This window comes from Suicoccus acidiformans (assembly GCF_003546865.1).
GTDB classification, from domain to species: Bacteria; Bacillota; Bacilli; order Lactobacillales; family Aerococcaceae; genus Suicoccus; species Suicoccus acidiformans.
The window spans coordinates 2,286,870-2,306,415 of the sequence record NZ_CP023434.1 but is presented as its reverse complement, the minus strand read 5'-3'; the positions used below and the strand labels follow the sequence as shown (position 1 = coordinate 2,306,415).

Annotated in this window: 16 protein-coding genes and 3 pseudogenes; 7 read left to right on the top strand and 12 right to left on the bottom strand. The window is 40.2% G+C overall.

What is annotated here, in order from left to right:
- Positions 1–97 precede the first annotated feature (97 nt).
- Genes rpiA through CL176_RS10820 form a run of 3 tightly spaced genes read left to right on the top strand, consistent with a single transcriptional unit; the run spans position 98 to position 2,825 of the window.
- On the top strand, positions 98–778 hold the full coding sequence (gene rpiA / locus CL176_RS10830; RefSeq protein ID WP_118991289.1) for a ribose-5-phosphate isomerase RpiA: 681 nt from the start codon (positions 98–100) through the stop codon (positions 776–778).
- Between the two features lie 26 nt (positions 779–804).
- Positions 805–2,103 carry a pyrimidine-nucleoside phosphorylase gene (locus CL176_RS10825; protein ID WP_118991288.1) on the top strand — a complete coding sequence of 433 codons (1,299 nt, stop codon included), beginning with the start codon at positions 805–807 and terminating at the stop codon, positions 2,101–2,103.
- A gap of 26 nt (positions 2,104–2,129) precedes the next feature.
- Complete coding sequence (locus CL176_RS10820; protein ID WP_118991287.1) at positions 2,130–2,825, top strand: helix-turn-helix transcriptional regulator; 696 nt, start codon at positions 2,130–2,132, stop codon at positions 2,823–2,825.
- 363 nt (positions 2,826–3,188) lie between these two features.
- On the opposite strand, the pseudogene CL176_RS10815 reads toward CL176_RS10820, so the two are convergent.
- From CL176_RS10815 to mvk, 5 genes and pseudogenes are all read right to left on the bottom strand, one after another.
- Positions 3,189–3,491 (bottom strand): annotated as a pseudogene (locus tag CL176_RS10815) (IS30 family transposase); the annotation flags it as partial.
- Between the two features lie 584 nt (positions 3,492–4,075).
- On the bottom strand, positions 4,076–5,161 hold the full coding sequence (fni, locus tag CL176_RS10810; protein ID WP_118991285.1) for a type 2 isopentenyl-diphosphate Delta-isomerase: 1,086 nt from the start codon (positions 5,159–5,161) through the stop codon (positions 4,076–4,078).
- Positions 5,151–6,299, bottom strand: coding sequence for a phosphomevalonate kinase (locus CL176_RS10805; RefSeq protein WP_118991284.1), 1,149 nt, complete (start codon positions 6,297–6,299; stop codon positions 5,151–5,153). Before CL176_RS10805 ends, fni begins: the two co-directional genes overlap by 11 nt.
- Before the next feature lie 3 nt (positions 6,300–6,302).
- On the bottom strand, positions 6,303–7,307 hold the full coding sequence (gene mvaD / locus CL176_RS10800; RefSeq protein WP_118991283.1) for a diphosphomevalonate decarboxylase: 1,005 nt from the start codon (positions 7,305–7,307) through the stop codon (positions 6,303–6,305).
- Between the two features lie 20 nt (positions 7,308–7,327).
- Positions 7,328–8,308 (bottom strand): mevalonate kinase, encoded by a 981-nt coding sequence (gene mvk / locus CL176_RS10795; RefSeq protein ID WP_118991282.1) that lies wholly within the window; start codon positions 8,306–8,308, stop codon positions 7,328–7,330.
- A gap of 246 nt (positions 8,309–8,554) precedes the next feature.
- Here mvk and coaA point away from each other — a divergent pair, with 246 nt between their 5' ends.
- The 3 genes and pseudogenes from coaA to CL176_RS10780 form a co-directional block, all read left to right on the top strand.
- On the top strand, positions 8,555–9,505 hold the full coding sequence (gene coaA / locus CL176_RS10790; RefSeq protein ID WP_118991281.1) for a type I pantothenate kinase: 951 nt from the start codon (positions 8,555–8,557) through the stop codon (positions 9,503–9,505).
- A gap of 17 nt (positions 9,506–9,522) precedes the next feature.
- Positions 9,523–11,070 (top strand): glutamine-hydrolyzing GMP synthase, encoded by a 1,548-nt coding sequence (gene guaA / locus CL176_RS10785; RefSeq protein WP_118991280.1) that lies wholly within the window; start codon positions 9,523–9,525, stop codon positions 11,068–11,070.
- 418 nt (positions 11,071–11,488) lie between these two features.
- A pseudogene (locus CL176_RS10780) lies at positions 11,489–12,008 on the top strand (IS256 family transposase); the annotation flags it as partial.
- 107 nt (positions 12,009–12,115) lie between these two features.
- On the opposite strand, the gene istB reads toward CL176_RS10780, so the two are convergent.
- Positions 12,116–12,877 carry an IS21-like element helper ATPase IstB gene (gene istB / locus CL176_RS10775; RefSeq protein ID WP_118989628.1) on the bottom strand — a complete coding sequence of 254 codons (762 nt, stop codon included), beginning with the start codon at positions 12,875–12,877 and terminating at the stop codon, positions 12,116–12,118.
- A complete protein-coding gene (istA, locus tag CL176_RS10770) occupies positions 12,871–14,358 on the bottom strand; it encodes an IS21 family transposase (RefSeq protein ID WP_118989686.1) in 1,488 nt (495 codons plus the stop codon). The genes istB and istA overlap by 7 nt, the downstream gene beginning before the upstream one ends.
- Positions 14,359–14,461: 103 nt before the next feature.
- On the opposite strand from istA, the pseudogene CL176_RS10765 reads away from it, so the two are divergent.
- A pseudogene (locus CL176_RS10765) lies at positions 14,462–15,146 on the top strand (IS256 family transposase); the annotation flags it as partial.
- A 266-nt stretch (positions 15,147–15,412) separates the two neighbouring features.
- Here CL176_RS10765 and CL176_RS10760 read toward each other — a convergent pair.
- From CL176_RS10760 to CL176_RS10740, 5 genes are read right to left on the bottom strand one after another with little or no spacing between them, the layout of a single operon-like run.
- On the bottom strand, positions 15,413–16,006 hold the full coding sequence (locus CL176_RS10760; RefSeq protein WP_118991279.1) for a response regulator transcription factor: 594 nt from the start codon (positions 16,004–16,006) through the stop codon (positions 15,413–15,415).
- Positions 15,984–17,144, bottom strand: a complete 1,161-nt coding sequence (locus tag CL176_RS10755; protein ID WP_118991278.1) for a sensor histidine kinase — start codon at positions 17,142–17,144, stop codon at positions 15,984–15,986. The genes CL176_RS10760 and CL176_RS10755 overlap by 23 nt, the downstream gene beginning before the upstream one ends.
- Positions 17,145–17,147: 3 nt before the next feature.
- Entirely contained in the window at positions 17,148–17,786 is a 639-nt protein-coding gene (locus CL176_RS10750) for a hypothetical protein (protein WP_118991277.1), read from the bottom strand.
- Positions 17,783–18,496, bottom strand: a complete 714-nt coding sequence (locus tag CL176_RS10745) for a beta-carotene 15,15'-monooxygenase (RefSeq protein WP_118991276.1) — start codon at positions 18,494–18,496, stop codon at positions 17,783–17,785. Before CL176_RS10745 ends, CL176_RS10750 begins: the two co-directional genes overlap by 4 nt.
- Positions 18,493–19,155: an ABC transporter ATP-binding protein gene (locus CL176_RS10740; protein WP_118991275.1), complete on the bottom strand. Its 663-nt coding sequence runs from the start codon at positions 19,153–19,155 to the stop codon at positions 18,493–18,495. Before CL176_RS10740 ends, CL176_RS10745 begins: the two co-directional genes overlap by 4 nt.
- Positions 19,156–19,546 lie beyond the last annotated feature (391 nt).

The following is a 19,546-nucleotide window of genomic DNA, read 5'->3' as shown; positions in this document are numbered from 1 at the left end:
TAATATTTCGGCCAAAAATCACTTTGAAAGCGATTCATATGGGGATATATGCTATAATAATTATATCATACATTAAAGTATATTTTGGAGGGATCTTATGTCCTTGATGAAAGAAGTAGCTGGTCGCAAAGCTGTAGATTATATTGAAAGCGGCATGGTAGTAGGGCTTGGTACCGGTTCAACGGCCTACTATTTCATTGATGAGTTGGCTAACCGGATTCATGCAGGCGAATTAACACATATTGTGGGTGTTTCCACATCAAATGAGACAACGCAAATCGCTCGTGAAAAGGGCATTCAAGTCATCTCCTTAGACCAAGTTAACCAAATAGATGTACTTGTGGATGGCGCTGATGAAACCTTGCGTACCTTCTCAGGTATTAAAGGGGGCGGCGGGGCGCTCTTATATGAGAAGATTGTGGCCCAGAATAGTCGTAAAGTAATTTGGGTCGTGGGTGAGGATAAGGTGGTGGACGAACTTGGGGCTTTCCCACTGCCAGTTGAGGTTGTCCAGTTTGGTAGCTGGAAACTTTTCCGTTATTTTGAACAGGCGGGGATGATGCCAAGCTTTCGCAAGTCTGGTGTAGACTCCTTATTTATCACCGATGCGGGGAATTATATTATTGATTTGCATTTAGGTTCTATTCCGCAACCAAATCAAACGGCTTTTGAACTGAATAATATGGTCGGGGTGGTTGACCACGGTCTTTTCTTAAATTATCCTGATGTAATTATTGTAGGAAAAGAAGACGGCGAGCTTGAAATTATTGAGCGATAATACACGACTAGAAAGAATGTTGAAGGATGGAAATGATAGAATTAATTGAACGTAAGCAAGCTGGCTTAGCTCTCACGCAAGCGGAAATTTACGATATGATTCGTGCGTATACTAAAGGGGATATCCCTGACTATCAGATGAGTGCTTTTCTGATGGCGGTTTATTTCCAAGGGATGACGTTTGAAGAGGCTTCTTACTTAACACAAGCCGTGGCTGAAAGTGGGGACCAGATCGATTTATCGGCTATTGCTGGGGTTAAGGTAGATAAGCATTCGACAGGCGGCGTTGGCGACACCACGACCTTGGTATTAGCGCCCCTGGTAGCTAGTTTGGGAGTGCCGGTTGCTAAGATGAGTGGGCGAGGTCTAGGTCATACCGGTGGGACGATTGATAAGCTTGAGGCGATTCCGGGCTTCCATACAGAAATTTCAACAGAAACCTTTGTGGATTTGGTCAATGCAAATCAAGTCGCGCTGATGGGGCAAACGGGGAATTTAACTCCGGCTGATAAGAAATTATATGCCTTACGTGACGTAACAGGTACTGTCCAGTCAATCCCACTTATTGCAAGTTCAATTATGAGTAAGAAAATTGCTGCTGGAGCAGACGCCATTGTCTTGGATGTTAAAGTAGGGGACGGTGCCTTTATGAAGACCATTGAAGATGCGCGTACCCTTGCTGAAACAATGGTCCAAATCGGAGAACAACTGAACCGACGCACCTTGGCCGTTATTTCAAGTATGGAGCAACCTCTCGGCTTTGCGATAGGCAACGCCCTTGAAGTCAAAGAAGCTATAGCGACTTTGCGGGGAGAAGGTCCTCCGGATTTAACGGAATTGACTTTGACACTCGGTGCCCAGATGCTTATTGCCAGTGGTAAAGTTCAAAGCATGGATGAGGGAATTGCATTACTTCAAGCACAGATTCAGAATGGTCAAGCCATTGAACGCTTTAAGACTTTCATTTCGAATCAAGGTGGGGATGCAAGTGTGGTCGACCAACCTGAACGTTTGGCTGAAGCTGCGCATAAATTACCTGTAAAAGCTCAAAAAGCAGGCAAAGTTGCTGCGTGGCATGCTCATCTCGTGGGTGAAGCGGCCCGCTTAGTAGGTGCTGGTCGACTCGTTATTACTGATGAAATCGATCCAGCGGTTGGCATCACCCTTGAGCGGAAAGTCGGTGATAGCGTCGAAGAAGGCGATGTACTGGCATATTTACACGTGAATGATCAGGACCCAACACGTGCCCTGGCCTTACTAGAAGAGGCGGTCGAGCTTTCCCAAGAAGCTACCGCACCCCCATTAATTATCGAAACAATCCACTAAGTTGGATATGGAAATGAGGAAAAGGTATGTTAAGTGATAAAATTAAGGAGTTGAGACTCGCCAGGGACTTGTCCCAAGAGGACTTGGCAGAAGTTCTCGATGTAACACGTCAATCCATCTCGAAATATGAGAATGGAACAGCTGAGCCAAGCTTGGAGAAGATTAAAATATTGGCAGAATATTTCGACGTAACCTATGACTATCTGCTGGATGATAAGGTAGAAGTGCAGGATATGACTTACGGCAAGCGAGGCAAAGTAACGCCTGCGGATGCCGAAGAGAAAGCTGAAGAGACAGTCGAACCAAGCAAAAAACCACGCAAAAAACGAGAAGATACACCAGCTGAAGCTGCACATCGCCGGAAAGAGGAGGAAATCGATGCCCTGCCGCGCATTCAAATTCAAAGCAAGATTGAAGAGGACGAGGAAAGTGAATTCTATAAGTTTGAAATCTTAGAGAAATTCCCCCACGTCGATTATAAGCCAACCGCCCTCCTCTGTGGCGTGCATTCAAGAACCTTCTTATTTGAGAATCGCACAGATATTGCCTGGTATCGCACGATGGAAGATGCAGAAAAAGAAGTTGAAGCCATTCATCGAGCGATTGAAGCAGGTGAGACGGCGTATGAATTGCAGTACGATGCCCCAGTTAAGAAACGCGGTTTTTTCAGTGTCCAATTAGCGGATGTGGAAGTAAATGATAGCGAGTCGGATGTTGACTGATCCTAAAGAAATACCGGAGTATGGTAAGTAGGGAAACTTATCTTACTCCGGTATTTTTGTGCGGATTGTTAATTCTGTATAAATAACCAAATGATGTACTTTAGAGCAAAGCTTCCGTAGAAAAAATAAACTACTTCGTTCAAAATCATTTAATGTCAAATTATTTGTTATTTAAGTCGTAAATTTCAAGTTTAAGTTAGCCACTTTGTTAAAACTAAAGCCCTACATGTGACTTATTTGCACTAGGTTGTTCGGCTTTACAATGAGCGTCGGCTGGTAGGCTCTTGGCCAAAGCTGGCTAACCCAGTTTTCACCAGCCTTTAAGCCAGCCCGGCGGAGGCTCGTTGTCAAGGCGAACAGATTTTAAGCTGCAGCCCATTCTTGACGAAAAGCTTTTAAAAAGCAATCGTAAGGGGTTTGATAGTCCAAGATCTTTCGTGGGTAGCGATTCATCCATTGTTGAATGCGCAAAATCTGCTGATCACTCATTTCCGATATTTTTTGACCTTTCGGCAGAAATCTCCGGATGAATTTATGCTGATTCTCGCTCGTCCCTCTTTCGTAAGAAGCAAATGGGTGCGTAAAGTAGGCGAATACTGTCTCTTGGAGGGCTTCTTGTAAGGAAGCAAACTCGGCTCCATTATCTGCTGTTACTGTTTTGAATAGACTCCAGGTCAAAACCATTGAAGACACTTACTAACCAGGGAAGTGTCTTCACATCCGGCGTGTTTCCAGATAATGGCCGATACATGATGGGTAAACCCGTCTTCTCACCGTAGACATACGCTAAATTGAGTTGTGGCAATTGCTCATGCTCTTTATTATAGCCATGTTGTACGCATTCAAGCTTTTTGGAATAACTTGATATGGTTGTGATGTCATAGCACTAATATTCTGCTTCATCGAATCGCTTCAATTGTGCACGAAAGAAGCGTTGTTTATGTTCTTCGACGACTTGACTGAACAGTTCCGAAATCCCTTGCGATGTTAGAGATTTTATCGCTATGTGTGTCGGGAATTTAGCTGTCTATGGCTGAGGGAGTGTTTAGTTTATGACTAATAAACATTACGATATTCCGAGGGGGAGGTTTACGACGGAATAAAAATCTGCCAAAATTCCGTGGAGAAGCATCCCCACGGAATAATTCGCCAAAAAGATTCCGTGGGAGACGGTTCCCACGGAATCTAGCAGCAATATTCATACGATACCAATTCTCTGCACTTAGCAAGGGCTATATTTTGCTGAGGAATTATGAGGAAGCTTGTTTGCGATTGGCTAAAGCTTGGGTGTTAATACCTCTTTGGTATGCCCATTCAGCTAGTTGGCCGCTAATGACGAGGGGCTGGTGCTTGAGATCCGTAATATGCTGGCAACCAGTGAGAAGTAGCATGTGGCGGATGAATTGAATCCAATCCTCGACTAGCTTAATGCCTGCATCGATACCTTGACTGTCTATCACGTGTAGGAACTTGCCCGATAAGCCAACGGCTTTGGCACCGAGGGAGATTGCTTTGACTATGTCGTAAGGATTCTGAATGCCGCCGCTAGCAAGTACCTCAACTTGGTCTTGTAAGCAAATACTCTCAAGCAAGGCTTCCGGCGTGCTTTGGCCCCAATCTGCGAGGAAGGAGAAATCTAAATGGTCGCGGCGCTCGTTCTCGATTTGAATGAAGTTCGTGCCGCCACGTCCGCTAACATCAATGGTCTTAACACCAAGATTCATAAGCTCTTCTATCGTTTCACGGGCCATGCCAAAGCCAGTTTCTTTGACAATGACAGGCACGTCTAATTTATCCACCATCTCAGCAATCTGTTCAGCCCACATAGAATAGTCACGGTCGCCTTCGGGCATGACTACTTCTTGGGGGATATTTAAATGAATCTGTAAGGCGTCTGCCTGCAGTAAGTCAACAGCTTTTTGGGCATTCTCGAGAGAATGGTGGGCACCGAGATTTGCCATGACGAAGCCCTGTGGATTTTCTTGGCGGATGATGGTAAAGGTGTCAGCCATATCCGGGTGCTTTAAGGCAGCGCTAATGGAGCCTGAAGCCATCGGCAGTCCGGTTTCTCGGGCAAGGATGGCGAGTGCTTGGTTGTATTGCTTTGTCTGCTGGCTGCCGCCTGTCATGCCGTTAATATAGAAGGGTAGGGCATGGGTCGCACCAGCCCAGTGTGTCTCAAGGGAGATGTTCGCGAAGTCTACCGTATTTAACGATTGATGGACGAAACGAACCTCATCAAAGTCGGAGTTTTTGGCAATTTCCTGTTGTGCTAAGGCCGATTTGACATGGTCGTTCTTGCGTTGCTGATCAATCGGTAATGCTTTATCTGTCATAATAGTTCCTTTCCTCATACCTTTCTGGCGCAGGGGAGAGAGGTAAATGTTGAATGTTTGCGGCCTGCCATGCGTCTACAAGGCTATTAAGAGGCTGCTTGTTCTGATTGCTTAAGGCGATGCCACAATCGCCTCCACCGGCGCCTGAAGATTTACTAGCATAGCCATGTGCTTCAGCAATCTCTATTAAGGCAACCAAGTCATTCGTTTCAATTGGTAAGTTATAAGCGTCGCCTAAGTTTTGGAGGGCTTGGCGATTCTGGCGGATGATCTGGAGTATTTGCTGAGTATTGCCTTCTTCAAAAGCTTGATAAAGTTGGTGCACGAGTTGATGAACTTCCCGCGTGAATTGTTCATAAGCGTGGGCATTGCCCTTAGTATGCTGGTGTAAAAGTGCGACTAAATTATCGGTTGAAGCCGGTGCTTGTGTCCAGCCGATGGCCAGGTGTAAATCATCTGGAGCACGGAGTGTCTCAAGCCTGAGTCCTGGCCAATCTTCTTCCAGCATTTCGAGTAAGGGGATTTGCTTGTCCAACTGTGTCTGGATGCTTGAGCGATCGAAATTATGGTAATATACCCATCCGCCGAGAACATTCGTGGCGATGTCGGCGAAGCTACCATTGGAGCCGAGTTGCATTAAAGTAATGACAGCTAATTTAAATAGAGTTGCTGGCTCAGACCAATGAACGCCGTGAAATGCTAGGACACTTTCCAAAGTCGCCACTGTCACCGCTCCACTGGAGCCTAAGCCATACTTCAAGCCTTGGTCATTATTCAACTCACTTTGAATAGTGAGCGCAAAAGTTTGAAGAGGGATATTTAATTCGGCAAGAATTTGCTGGCTAATGCGGAGGGCTTGAAGAATATAACGCCACTCTTGAAAGTCCTGGGTTTGAATATGCTTAATATCGTCTAAAGATTCCAGCTGGAGTTCGGACTGCTGTAAAGCTTGAGATTTGAGTTGGAAGGTGCTTTCGCTCGGTGTAATTTGGCAAGCGAGGTATTGATTGACGGCAACAAGGATGGCGTGCTGATCTGCACCTAGAATAGCGTATTCTCCCGATACAAAAAGTTTGCCAGGCACACGACGGGTGACTGGCATCTTTAGGGAAGAAGTTCTGTAGAAAAGTTCGGACATCGTTTAGTTCGCTTCCTTCCATTGAATGGCTTCTGGACCTGGGCCAGGCTTGGCCTCTATTAGTTGATCTGGCTTGAAGTGGATAGCAAAGGCTGCTTTAATATGAGCCATGTCGCTCTGACGGCAAAGGACTTTAACGTTTGGCCCGGCATCCATGGTGTAATAGCATTCCAAGCCTTCACGGCGTAATTTTTGGACGAGGTGCATGGCAAGAATCGATTCGCCTTGGAAATAAGTAAAGCTAGGTTTAGCAGCAAGCATGGTGGCGTGCATCTTCATGGCGTTATGTTCGCTTATTTCACCCATGGTTGTAAAGTCTTGGGCCTCGATTGCTTCTAGCATTAGTGCTAAATCCTTCTCAACTTCCGCAGGCCATTGCTGGTAGAAAGGTGACGTTTCAACGGTATGTTGCATGCCAGCCCGACTACTAAAGGGCTTCACTTCAGTATTTACGGCGACAACTAGCATGCCAATATCCCAATTGGCGTCATCTATCTGTTCTGTGAAGCTGGATGAACTAACGTCCCCTTCACCTCGATGCCAGAGGACAAAGCCACCGTGGACACTTCTGCTGGCACTGCCTGAACCTTGGCGGACAAAGGTGGATAATTGCTGGGCATCCATATTTAAGCCTAAAGCAGTGTTACAAGCTGAACCGAGGGCCGCAAAGGCTGAAGCGGAAGAGGCTAAGCCGGCGGCCGTAGGGACGTGATTAATACTGTTAATCTGACAAGCTGCTTGAACCCCTGCTTCTTGGCGGAATAAGTCGACAAAGTGTGATATATGAGCCATCTCGTCTGCTTCCATCTGCTTATGATTCAAATAGAGCGTATCGCGGGTATAGTCTGGTGAGAATTGAATGCGTGTTTCTGTGTAGAAGGCATCCAAGGTCAATGATAGACTACTTGTTACTGGCAAGAAAAGCTCTGGGTTACGTTTGCCCCAGTATTTGATGAGTGCAATATTGGTATGGGCGCGGTAGGCCGCTTCATGGGTAATATCAGGCATTACATTCCCTCAACTTTCTCCTAGGATTGGCGCAAAGGAAGAATCCACGTTTTCTGAGCGCCAGCTTCTTTCATCTTGTGGGCGACATAAGTAGCTTTCTCTTTCGTCTCTGTTAAAGAGATGACGCAACCGCCTAGCCCGCCCCCGGTAAGCTTGGCACCAAGCGCTCCTGCCATCCAAGCGGCGTTGATAATACTATCGAGTGTTTGGTTGGAAACTTCCAGTTGATTCAAGTAATAATGGTTATAAGTCATCAAACGACCTAGTTCATAAATATCATTGTATTCAATCGCAACTTTGGCCTGCGCAACAAAGTCGCCAATGGTTGCCATGGCTTCTTTGACAAAGGCTGCCTTCTTCTCTTTGAGCTGGCGGACTTTCTCAACAGCTTCTTTCGTTTGGCCGATTTGGCCACTATCAGCTAAGATAAGGAAGCCATCGATATTTAACTTAAAAGGCAATGGCTGCTTACTTTTGCGGTATAAGAAAGCATCAGTAGAGCTGGTGACCAGAGTGTCTAAGCCACTCGTTGAACCATGGGCAATGACCTCGGCTTGGTTGACGATAAAGTGCAACTGATTGTCGGTAATTTCCTGCTGATAGAATTGAGCGATAGCTCGCACCACCGCAACGGCCACAGCCGCTGATGACCCCATACCGCGCGCTTCAGGGATGGAGCTATCAATGCGGATACCTAGGGCTTCTGTCGGCATTTGGCAAATTTGTAAGGTAAGTTCAATGGCCTTGCGAATGTTATCCAAATTCTCAGGGGCTGATTCAAGTAGGCCAGAGTAGACGCGGCTGTGAATATGGAACAAGCCGTCTTCACTTAAGGTAACTTGGGCTTGAGCCTTGGCCTTAGGAAAAGGCATGGCGATGGCTGGATAATCATAAACGACGGCATGCTCGCCCATGAGGATAATCTTGCTGTGGGCTTCACCGTAGCCGATCTTATTGGATAATATGTCGGCTAAGTGGGTAGGATGAAATACACTTGCCATAAGAACCTCCTTTCGATTATTTAATACGTGAGAGTGAATCTAACGCTATTATCTTACCCGATTATGTAAAGGTAAGCAAATGCTTATGTCTACATTTGTGGCATCTAAATTCGGCTTAAAAATCTCCTTGTCTGTTCTAGCCACTTCTTAACACTCCCTCGTCCTTTCGCTATAGCCATTAGAATATACTGAGAATGCGTTTTTTCATAGGATTTTACGGTAGGCTATGCTAGAATAATAGCATTAATGATTGCCTCAAAGAGAAAGGAGCTTTGTGTGGTTGAAACATATACCCACTATAGTCGCGAGGAGTGGCGAGACTTCTACTATAGTGGCGAAAGAGTATCAAGAGAAATCGATAATTTGGATGAATTAGTTTCATTAAATGACCGATTGACCCAAGAAGATGTTCAGGATATTTATCGCCCTTTGTTGCATTATATTGATTTACTTTATATGCTAGCGCATCATGCTGCCAAACAGAAAGGTGCTTTCTTCGATCGAGATACTTCCAAAGCTCCTTTTGTGATTGGGATTTCTGGGAGTGTGGCGGTTGGGAAAAGTACGGTGGCCCGGGTTTTAAGGGAGCTGTTAGATTATACCTACCCTGATCAGAAAGTAGAAATGATGACGACCGATGGCTTTCTTTATCCGAATGAGGAGCTTCGGCGCAGAGGGTTGATGTCTAGGAAGGGTTTCCCAGAAAGTTACGATATGGTTGCCTTATTGGAATTTATGCGTGAAATTAAACTCGGCGAGACCACCGTTTCTTATCCCGAGTATTCTCATAGCATCTATGATATTGTTCCAGGCCAAATGAATACGATTGAGCAACCAGACATCCTAATTGTCGAAGGGATTAACACCTTCCAATTGCCGCAGAATCAACAAATTTATGTGAGTGATTTTTTCGATTTTGCGATTTATGTTGATGCGGAGCCTTTAAATATCAAAAAGTGGTATATTAAGCGCTTCTTGATGCATTTGACGGATGCCAAAGATGATCCAACAAGTTATTTCTATGAAATGGCCCATTGGACGCCAGAAGAAATTGAAAACTATGGAAATGAAATTTGGTATACTATTAATATGACGAATTTAGTGCAGCACATTGAACCAACGAAAGACCGAGCAGATTTGATCATCCATAAGGGTGAAGGGCATGTCATTGACCAAATTAGCGTCAGAAAATACTAGGAATAGGAAGTGAAAGAATGTCAGAATTAGAAAGCATGGAGAAGATTATTGTTCTCGATTACGGGAGCCAATATAACCAATTGATTACACGTCGTTTGCGTGAATTTGGTGTGTTTAGTGAATTGAAGTCGCATAAGATGACCGCTGAGGAAATTAAAGCTGAAGGAAATGTTATCGGCGTGATTCTCTCAGGTGGACCTCATAGTGTCTATGCAGAGGATGCCTTCGGTATTGATGAGGCTATCTTTGAGATGGGTATTCCTGTTCTTGGTGTGTGCTACGGTATGCAACTGATTACCCAAAGATTTGGCGGGGAAGTTAAGGCAGCTGATTCTCGGGAATACGGTCAATCAACGATTGAGGTATTGAATAAGGAGACGGGCTTATTTGCTGGCTTAAACGCTGAAGAGCGCGTATTGATGAGTCATGGGGACTTAATTACCCAAGTGCCAGCTGGCTTTGAGACAACGGCATCGAATCCTCAATGTCCTGTGGCGGCTTTTGAGAATACGGCAGCTAATATTTACGGTGTTCAGTTCCATCCTGAAGTACAACATACGATTCATGGTAATGACATGTTACGTAATTTTGCCTTTGATATTTGCCATGCGTCAGGAGACTGGACGATGGAGAACTTTATCGATTTAGAAATTGCCAAAATCCGTGAGCAAGTAGGCGACCGGAAAGTATTACTTGCCTTATCGGGTGGGGTAGACTCCAGTGTGGTAGGGGTTCTCTTGCAGAAATCTATTGGTGACCAACTTGTCTGTATCTTTGTCGATCACGGCTTATTGCGTAAGAACGAAGCCCAGCAAGTAATGGACGCCTTAGGTGAATTTGGACTAAATATTATTCTAGTGGATGCCAAAGATCGCTTCTTCAGTAAATTAGCTGGTGTATCAGACCCTGAAGAGAAACGTAAGATTATTGGGAACGAATTTGTCTATGTCTTCGATGATGAAGCTCAGAAACTGGACGGCATTGACTTCCTTGCCCAAGGTACGCTTTACACGGATGTGATTGAGTCTGGGACCGATACCGCCCAAACAATCAAATCCCATCATAACGTCGGAGGTCTGCCGGAAGATATGACCTTTGAATTGATTGAGCCATTGAATACCCTATTCAAAGATGAAGTTCGCCAATTGGGAACGACCCTAGGTATGCCTGATAGTATCGTATGGCGCCAACCTTTCCCAGGACCAGGCTTGGGTATTCGTGTTCTCGGTGAGATTACTGATGAGAAGGTAGAAATCGTACGCGAATCAGATGCGATTCTGCGGGAAGAGATTGCTAAGAACGGTCTTGAACGTGATGTATGGCAATACTTTACGGTCTTGCCGAATGTCCGCAGTGTAGGTGTTATGGGGGATGGTCGTACGTATGACCATATGCTAGGCATTCGTGCCGTAACATCGGTAGATGGAATGACCAGTGAATTTGCCCGTTTACCTTGGGATGTTCTTCAAACAATTAGTACCCGTATTGTAAATGAGGTACCTCACGTTAACCGCGTGGTCTATGACGTCACAGGTAAACCACCCGCAACCATTGAGTGGGAATAATCGCAAAAAACAAAAAAACCTTGTAAAATCAATGGCTACAGAGGATTAAAAACTGTAATTGGGATTAAAATGGGAACATTTGTAAAAAAAGAATAAATTGAATAATAGTTCCAAGTGGTTTGCATTTGGACAAAAAATTAGATCGTAGTTTCAAGCTACGATCTTTTTAATACATACAAAAATAAAAATTTACACCTAAAACAAACTTTATAAGTAGGCTGGTAATTCTATTGTGGTAGATGTTTTAATGGCTATTGTAAAAGAGGTAAGTAAAATGTTAGGAGATAATACATTTGTGACATAAAACAAACAAAAAATCTATAAAGTCCATATAATTGTGTAAAGGATAAAAGGCCATGTAACAGCCCTTTTACGGTACAAGTTTTTAACCACAAAAACATACCCAGGAGGACGTTACATGACCCAAATACATTTCACACTGAACAACGAAGAGGTTCAAAGTATTATTGAACATTCGGTAAAAGATGAAGTTTCTAAAAATATTTTGACCACTGTTTTCAACCAATTGATGGAAAATCAACGAACAGAATATATTCAAGCCGATGACTATGAACGTTCAGAAAGTCGTCAGAGTCAAAGAAATGGCTATTATGAGCGAGACTTTACGACTCGTGTGGGCACACTCAAATTAAAAGTGCCTAGAACACGTGATGGTGAATTTTCACCGACGGTGTTTGAGCGTTATCAGCGAAATGAAAAAAGCACTGCTCGCTTCAATGCTTGAGATGTATGTTTCAGGCGTTTCGACACGTAAAGTTTCAAAGATTGTTGAAGAGCTATGTGGAAAAACGGTATCGAAATCTTTTGTTTCTAGCCTGACTGAGCAGTTAGACCCGATGGTCAACGAATGGCAGAACCGTTCACTCTCAGGTACGAGTTATCCTTATCTGATTACTGATGTTCTTGTATATGTCAAGTGAAAAAGGGACCACCTTGCCGTTGAAAAAGGGACCACCTTTTGGGTCAATGTAACGGCTTAGGCTAATTTATGAAAAGTTAGTTAAGAAGAAAGTGTCTCAGCGCTTCATACCTCCTTTTGGCTGGCTTGCGCCTCCTTCCAGGCACTGGTCTGCTTCATCCGATAACTCTCCCCTCGCATGTCCACAACATGCGCCTTAAAGGCTAAACGATCCACCAGGGCTCCCGTTAAGGTCGGGTCTTTAAAGCATTCCTGCCAGCGATCAAAGGTAAGGTTCGTCGTAATCATTGTAGAGCCCTTTCCCATCCGATTAGAAAGAAGATTAAACAGAAGCTCAGCCCCGGCTTCATCAAAGGATAAATAACCTAATTCATCGACAATCAAGAGATCGACCTTATTTAATCGCTGTTTGAAGCGATAAAATTGACTTTGCGTGACGGCCTCTCTTAATTCAATAACAAGATTTGGGGCATTTACGAACTGTACATGATAATTCTGCAGACAGGCCTCCATGCCAAGACCAATGCTAAAATGCGTCTTCCCTGTTCCAGGGTTGCCAATAAGAATGACGTTCTGTTTCTCTTGAATAAAATTCAGGGTCTTTAATTCGCGTAGTTGTTGGCGAACACCTTCCTTAAACACTTTCTCGTCAAAGTCCATCAGGTACTTCTTTTGGCTAAACTTGGCCTGTCGAATCCTTCTTTGATAGCTTCGATTTCGACGTTGTTCCACCTCCTCTGTCAATATCTCTGTGAGGGCTTCTTCCAAATCCAGTCCGCGACTCGTATATTCCAGGAGCAGGTGTTGGTAATTTTCCTTCAGATAGGGAAGTTTTAGTTCATTAGCGGCTTCTGCGATTGTTAACATAAGCTTTCCTCCAAACCATAGAGAGCATTTAATTGATGGAGCGTTGCTTCTGTCTGATGAAGAATCGCCTCCTGATTTTTAGGAACACCCTCATTTTCCGTTGTGACACGTTGCACCAACTGATCATAGGCCAATTGCTGGCACAAAGCCTCTCCACTGAGGCTATGGTATTTCTCAAGTTGTTCTATGAATTCTTTAGGGTGTCCGCTATAATATTTATGATAGAGTGTTTCCAAGCCGGGGGTTTGTTGAAGAACCAGCGAGTGTTCCAGAGCACCAGGTTTCTTCTTGAGGGTTTTGATATAGTGACTGATATCAAGCTGAAACCCATGGGAACCCTCTATTTTATTATGCCTGGCCACTTCTTGTTCATTGGCATAAACCACGAGATAATCGGCATAAGCCTTGATCTGAACTCGCTTCCCTACCAAGTAGTCAGGGACAGAATACTGATTCTTCTGATAATGAATCGTGGCATACTTTGTGACGCTGAGCTGACAAAGTTCTGCCAGTTCAAAGGGAGGACGGTATTTAAGAAGGTGGCCTTTTTCTTCTTCCAAACGACTCTCTTGATTCAAAGTCCGTAAGGACTCTTCCAAATGCTGGCGAGCTTCATCTAAAGATTGAAATTGATATTTTTTGGTGAAACAGTTTTGTCTGACATGCTTTACACGACTCTCTACTGTTCCCTTCTCATTCCCACTGAAGCAATTGGTGACATTAATATTAAACCCATAATAAGTGGCTAATTGGATGAGTTGGGGGTTTAGCTCCTTTTCATTACGCCCAATAAAACGAGTGACCACATTTCTCATATTGTCATAGACAAGCTCCGCATACACCCCACCCAGGTTTTCAAAAAATCGCACATGCGCATCCTGAAAGACAGCTTTTTTCTGGTTGGTATAGAGGTAAGCCCAGTAATAATCTGAAGCAGGGCTAGCCCACACAGCGAGATAATAGGTTTTAACCACGCCCTCAATTTCTAATTTGACCTCTCCAAAATCGAACTCCACCCGTGCACCCAATGCATAATTTTGCTTGATAAAAGCCTCTTTAGCTTTCGCTTTCATTTTTGACCAGTAATGAGCGACTGTCCGGTATTTAATCGCATACCCTTCCTCTGCTAGGATTTCATAAACAGCCTTAGCCGTTAGTGCTTGTTTATGAGGTCCTAGCCTTCGATCCTTTTCTCTTTCTTTTTCCAGTAATTCGCTCATTCTAGCTTCCACCTCTGGTGTAAAGGTTCTTTTTTTCCGATTGGAAGTATCATATTTTCTTTCTAAGACTAATTGTTCGGTTGCTGCTTCGATTTCTTTCTCATTTTGAGCGTCATCCAAAGCATCTATACCTGCTTGGTATCGATCCCTTATTCTTCGAATCGTTTTTCTATCAATGTCCATGTCTCTGCTAATTTTCCTAATGGATTCCCCATTTCTAAAACGGTGAATCACTTCGAATTCTTTATTGATACGAATCACTCCTTGGCACCTCCATCTATAATACGTTTATTATAGATGGAAAGGCATGGCAAGTGGTCCCTTTTTGAATAGCAATTTACCCCGAAGGTGGTCCCTTTTTAGATTACAACAAACAGTTCTCTACATAAAAGTCCGTGAGGACCATCGAGTACTTTCTAAAAGCTGCCATATTGCGATCGGGATAACAGAAGGTGGTGATCGTGAAATCACTTTCTTCATGATCCAAAATGAAGAAAGTGATGACACATGGTCCATCTTCTTTGAATACATAAAAGAACGCGGTCTACAGGGGGACAGAACTCATCATTTCTGCTGCCCATAAAGGCCTAGTGTCTGCAATTCGTAAGTCATATACCAACGCAAGTTGGCAGAGATGCCAGGTCTATTTTTTAAGAAACATCTTCAGTTCTATTCCAAAAAAGAATTCAAAACCGTTTAGAGAAGCAGTAAAAGCGATTTTTAAGTTTACGGATACTGAACTCGCTCGAACAGCTAAGAATGCCTTAGTCCGTGAATATATCGACCAGTCTAAATATACAAAAGCTTGCGAAACATTGGATAATGGCTTCAAAGATGCCTTTCAATACACGGTTATCGGAAATGGTCACAATCGGCTAAAAAGCACCAACCTTCTTGAACGACTGAACCAGGAAGTTCGCAGAAGAGAAAAGATTATTCGGATTTTTCCCAACCGAACGTCTGCCAATCGATTAATTGGAGCTGTCCTTATGGACCTTCATGACGAATGGCTCAGTTTTACAAGAAAATATATTAAGTTTGATCAATGAGAGACCGGTGAAACATTGTATAGTATTTTACACAGGATTATGAACTTGGCTTCTTTCTTTTTATTTCTACGATTATAATAAGTTAACAAGATGTTTAATCTCCGTTTTTATATCTATGAGGGTTTTCATAAATCATAAAATATAATCTCCTTTATATTTTTATTCTATACTCTTGATTTTCATTTTACATGAGTAAATACTGCAAAGTTTACAAAAAAATTGGAGATAGAATATTCTAATCTCCAAATATTTTTAATCTATAAATTTTACATGACTGGATCGATATAGCCAAGTTCCATAGCCTTATTATAGGCTTCAACAATATTTTTAGCCCTTAATTTATCGTATAAATTTGCTATATGGTTATAAAGGGTTCTCTCGCTAATAAAAAGCTTAGCCGCAATATTCTTTTTACTCTCACCCTTTATTAGCTCTTTTAATACTTCTATCTCCCTTTTGGTTAAGGGATCTGAGATGTGCTTGTCTATTTTCTTGAATTTTCCTTTATATACATTTATTATTCTTTCTAAAAGCTCTTCAATTTCTACAGACTTATTTATAAAATCTTTAACTCCTAACTTAAAAGCCATATCCTTGTAATTATCTAAATCATAAGAGGTTAAGACTATTATCTTTTGTTTGGGATTATCTTCTATCAAATCTCTAATTAGATCAAGGCCTGTCTTATCATCTTTTAAATTTATGTCAATTAAGAAAATATCATAGGCATCTTTTTCTATCATTTTTAGAAAATCTTGACCTTTCGATACATAAACACATGATATTTCATCTTGCTCTTCTAAAAGCATCTTAAGAGACTCCCCAAATATTTTATGATCATCTAACAAAATAATTTTCATCTCTTCCCACCTCCAAGCAAACTCTTGTAGATAATATATCCTTATTTAAGCTATAAGAAATATTTCCTACATTTGAATCTATTAATAGATTAAGTAGCAAGACTCCTCTTTTAGATTCCCTAATTTTATTTAAATCAGAAAGGCTTGCTCCATCACTATCCATTTCTATAACTATAAGACTTTCCTTCCTATATAATTTATAGTTTAAATAGGTCGCATCTGAGTGTTTATATACATTATTTATAAGTTCTTTTGATATTATTGAAATCAACCTAATTAATCTTTTATCTTCTGTTAGATCAGACTCGATAAGCTTTTTTATTTCGATATTTTTATCTGGATATAGTGAACTTACATTATCAAATATTGCTGAGAGAGATGTTTCTAAGTTTGCTTTTTCAAATAAAGATGACTGATAGAATTTCATTATATTTCTTGCTTTTTTCTCAAGTTCCCTTAGAATGTTTTTAGTATATTCTATATCAGGATTTTTTGACGACAGAAAATTTTTACTTGCAAATATATCTTGGATAATATCATCATGGATAATTCTTGCAAATTCATCCCTTTCGCTTGCCATATAATCTGACAGGTAATAAAGTTTGAAAGTTTTCTCAAAAGATAATTCTTTTTCCTTTAAAAATAGGATAAAGAAAAATTCTGTAATAAGGAAAATTATTTGGATAAATATATTTATTATTACCGTATCTATATCAAATAAATAAATCACTGCAAAAATAAAAAATACAAGTCTAATAGTAAATATTTGGGTGGATTTTCTTGATATTGGCAATATATCTATATATTTTATATTCTCTAAAATTAAGTATCTTTTAATAAATAGGCTTGTTGAGATAAGACTTATAAGAAAAAGGGCGACCTTATAAGGTAAATCATTTATTAAAATCAAACTTAATGGTAATAATGATGTGAAAATTACCAAAACAGAAAATCTTTGAGGTATTTTTTTATTTGAAATTTCTGTGTATATAAGTCCATACAAGGTGAAAAATAAAATAAGAGAAACTGCATTTAAAATCGGGCCTTCTTTTACTAACATCTTGTTTTTAAAAAGAAGACCCCAAAGTAAAATTATCATTAAATGGCTGATTACAATTTTTTCTAATTTCTTATACATATCTCAATAGTAGCTAACTACAATCCTTTCTTTATTGGTATTTATACCCAAAATTATAATTACTGATCCTAAAAACAAAAGCTTAGTTATCAAGTAGCCAGGCAAGGAATTTGTAAAATTATATACTAGGTAAGAACTTATCATGACTACTAAGGATAGTCCTATCAAACGAATTTGGAGAGAATTTACTTTATTCATGTTTCTAGTATTAAGAATTACAAAAACTATTATTAGAGTGTAAAGAAAACTTGATGTGATTAAGTTTATACCAATGGTTAAGCTTAGATCAAGTTTAACTAGGTTTAATATAAGGCTTGGAAGGACTATTATCAAAGTTGCAAAATAAATACTAAACAAATATTTGGCTAGAATTTTTTTTATAGAAAGTCCATTTGCAAGGAAAAATTCAAGCTTTTTGCTAATCTTATCTGATACCAAGGTGTTTTTAGCAAGTTCCACTCCAAACATTACAAAAAGTATTAAAATCCCATCAATTTTAACTATATCGATGACCTTATTTATTTCTTGACTTCCTCCATCGCCAAAAAACAAAGCCATAAATGAGCAGATAAGTGCCATAATAGACATAAGTGCGGCATTTTTATCTAAAAGCTTTCTTAAATCGTTAATTACTAAGATCATGACCATGACCCTTCTTTATTAATTACAGATTCATTATTCATCTTAGATAAATCTTTCATAGAAAATATTGCAAAGATTAATCCTAATCCTATATTTATTCCTAAAATGATATAAATAAGGTTTAGGTTATATTTTTCTATTAATGATAGAATCTTTCCTGAAAATGTGCCTATCATGTAAATTAAAATTGTTGTTCCAAAGAAAACAATATTTTTGAAAAACTTAAAGTTTTTTTGGGATAAACTTATAAGGTTAAAAAATAGGATTTCAAAATAGGTCATTCCTATCATTGTCACAAACATTCCCACAATCCACTTAAATTCAATTTTAAAGTCTACTAGGACATAAGTTAGCAAAAATAATAAAAATGGAACAATAGAAGATAGTCTCCACATTTCTATTGCATATGCTTTAATCACATCTTTTATATTAATTCCTGACCCTAGGATAAATTCAATACGTTTATTTAGTTTATCCTTGACTGTTAAATTGACAACCATAAGATTAGACATAAGAATTGAAATTCCAAGCATTAGTACATATAGCATCAATACAATATAATCATTTCCTCTAGAATCAAACATTCCCTTATACAGTAAAAAAATAAAGCCTAGAGAAATCAAAGTAAATAATAATAAACTCGAAATAAAATCTTTATCTTTTCTTAAATAGTAGCGACAAGCCCTATTAATATTCATCTTATCATTCATTTTGTACCTTCCTCTATAAATAAATCTTCTAAGCTTTCTTCTTGAATTTCGTCTATATTCTTCGTAAAAAGCAGCTCTCCTGATTTTATCATAGATACTTTATCGGCTACTTTTTCAATTTCAGAAAGATCATGACTTGTAATTACTATTGTTTTACCCTCATCTTTTAGAAGCTTAATAAGCTTTCTTATCTCGACTCTTGAGATTGGGTCTACCCCACTAGTTACCTCATCTAAAAATATTATCTCTCTATTCATCATTACAATAATTAACAAAGATAATTTTCTCTTCATACCCTTAGAATATGTCGAAACATTTCTACCTAGATCATTTGTAATTTCTAACAAGTCAGAATATTTTTGATAAGAATCTAAACAATAGCCGAAATATAAACCGTATAATTTAATATTTTCAAGTCCTGTCTTATCTTCATACAAATAGTCATTTTCAAGTAACATTGCATGACTTCCCTTAATCTTAACTTCGCCACCATCTTCTTCATAAAGACCAGTGAGTATCCTAAGCAGAGAAGTCTTGCCAGATCCATTAGGACCAACAAAGGCATGGACTGTATTAGCTTCAATTTCTAGAGAAAAATTATTAAAAAGCTTCTTGTTTTTAAAATTTTTACTCATGTTTTTCACTTCAATTACATTCATTTATAAACCTCCTATCAATAAGACTTATTTTCTTATGTATTTATCTTAGAGCATTTAAAACTTATTTAAATGAGTAAATACTGCAAATTTGCAAAAAAATATTTCTCCGGTACTGGGACTTGGACGGGACTAAAAATTTGAAAATGTCCTATAATTAGGTGGACTTAGTGATATTAGAAAAAATAGAATCTAGTGTTTTGAACGATTTGGGATATACTGTACATTTGGAAAAGAAGAGTGGGAATAATCGCTTGAATATATGAATAATTAAAGCCACGCTATCCAAAAGAGGCAGCGTGGCTTTTAAGCATCTAGCATTATAAATATTGTGGGATAATGGACATGAAGAGCGGGTTAGCAATATCTACTGCGATAACAGATAAGGCTGGGA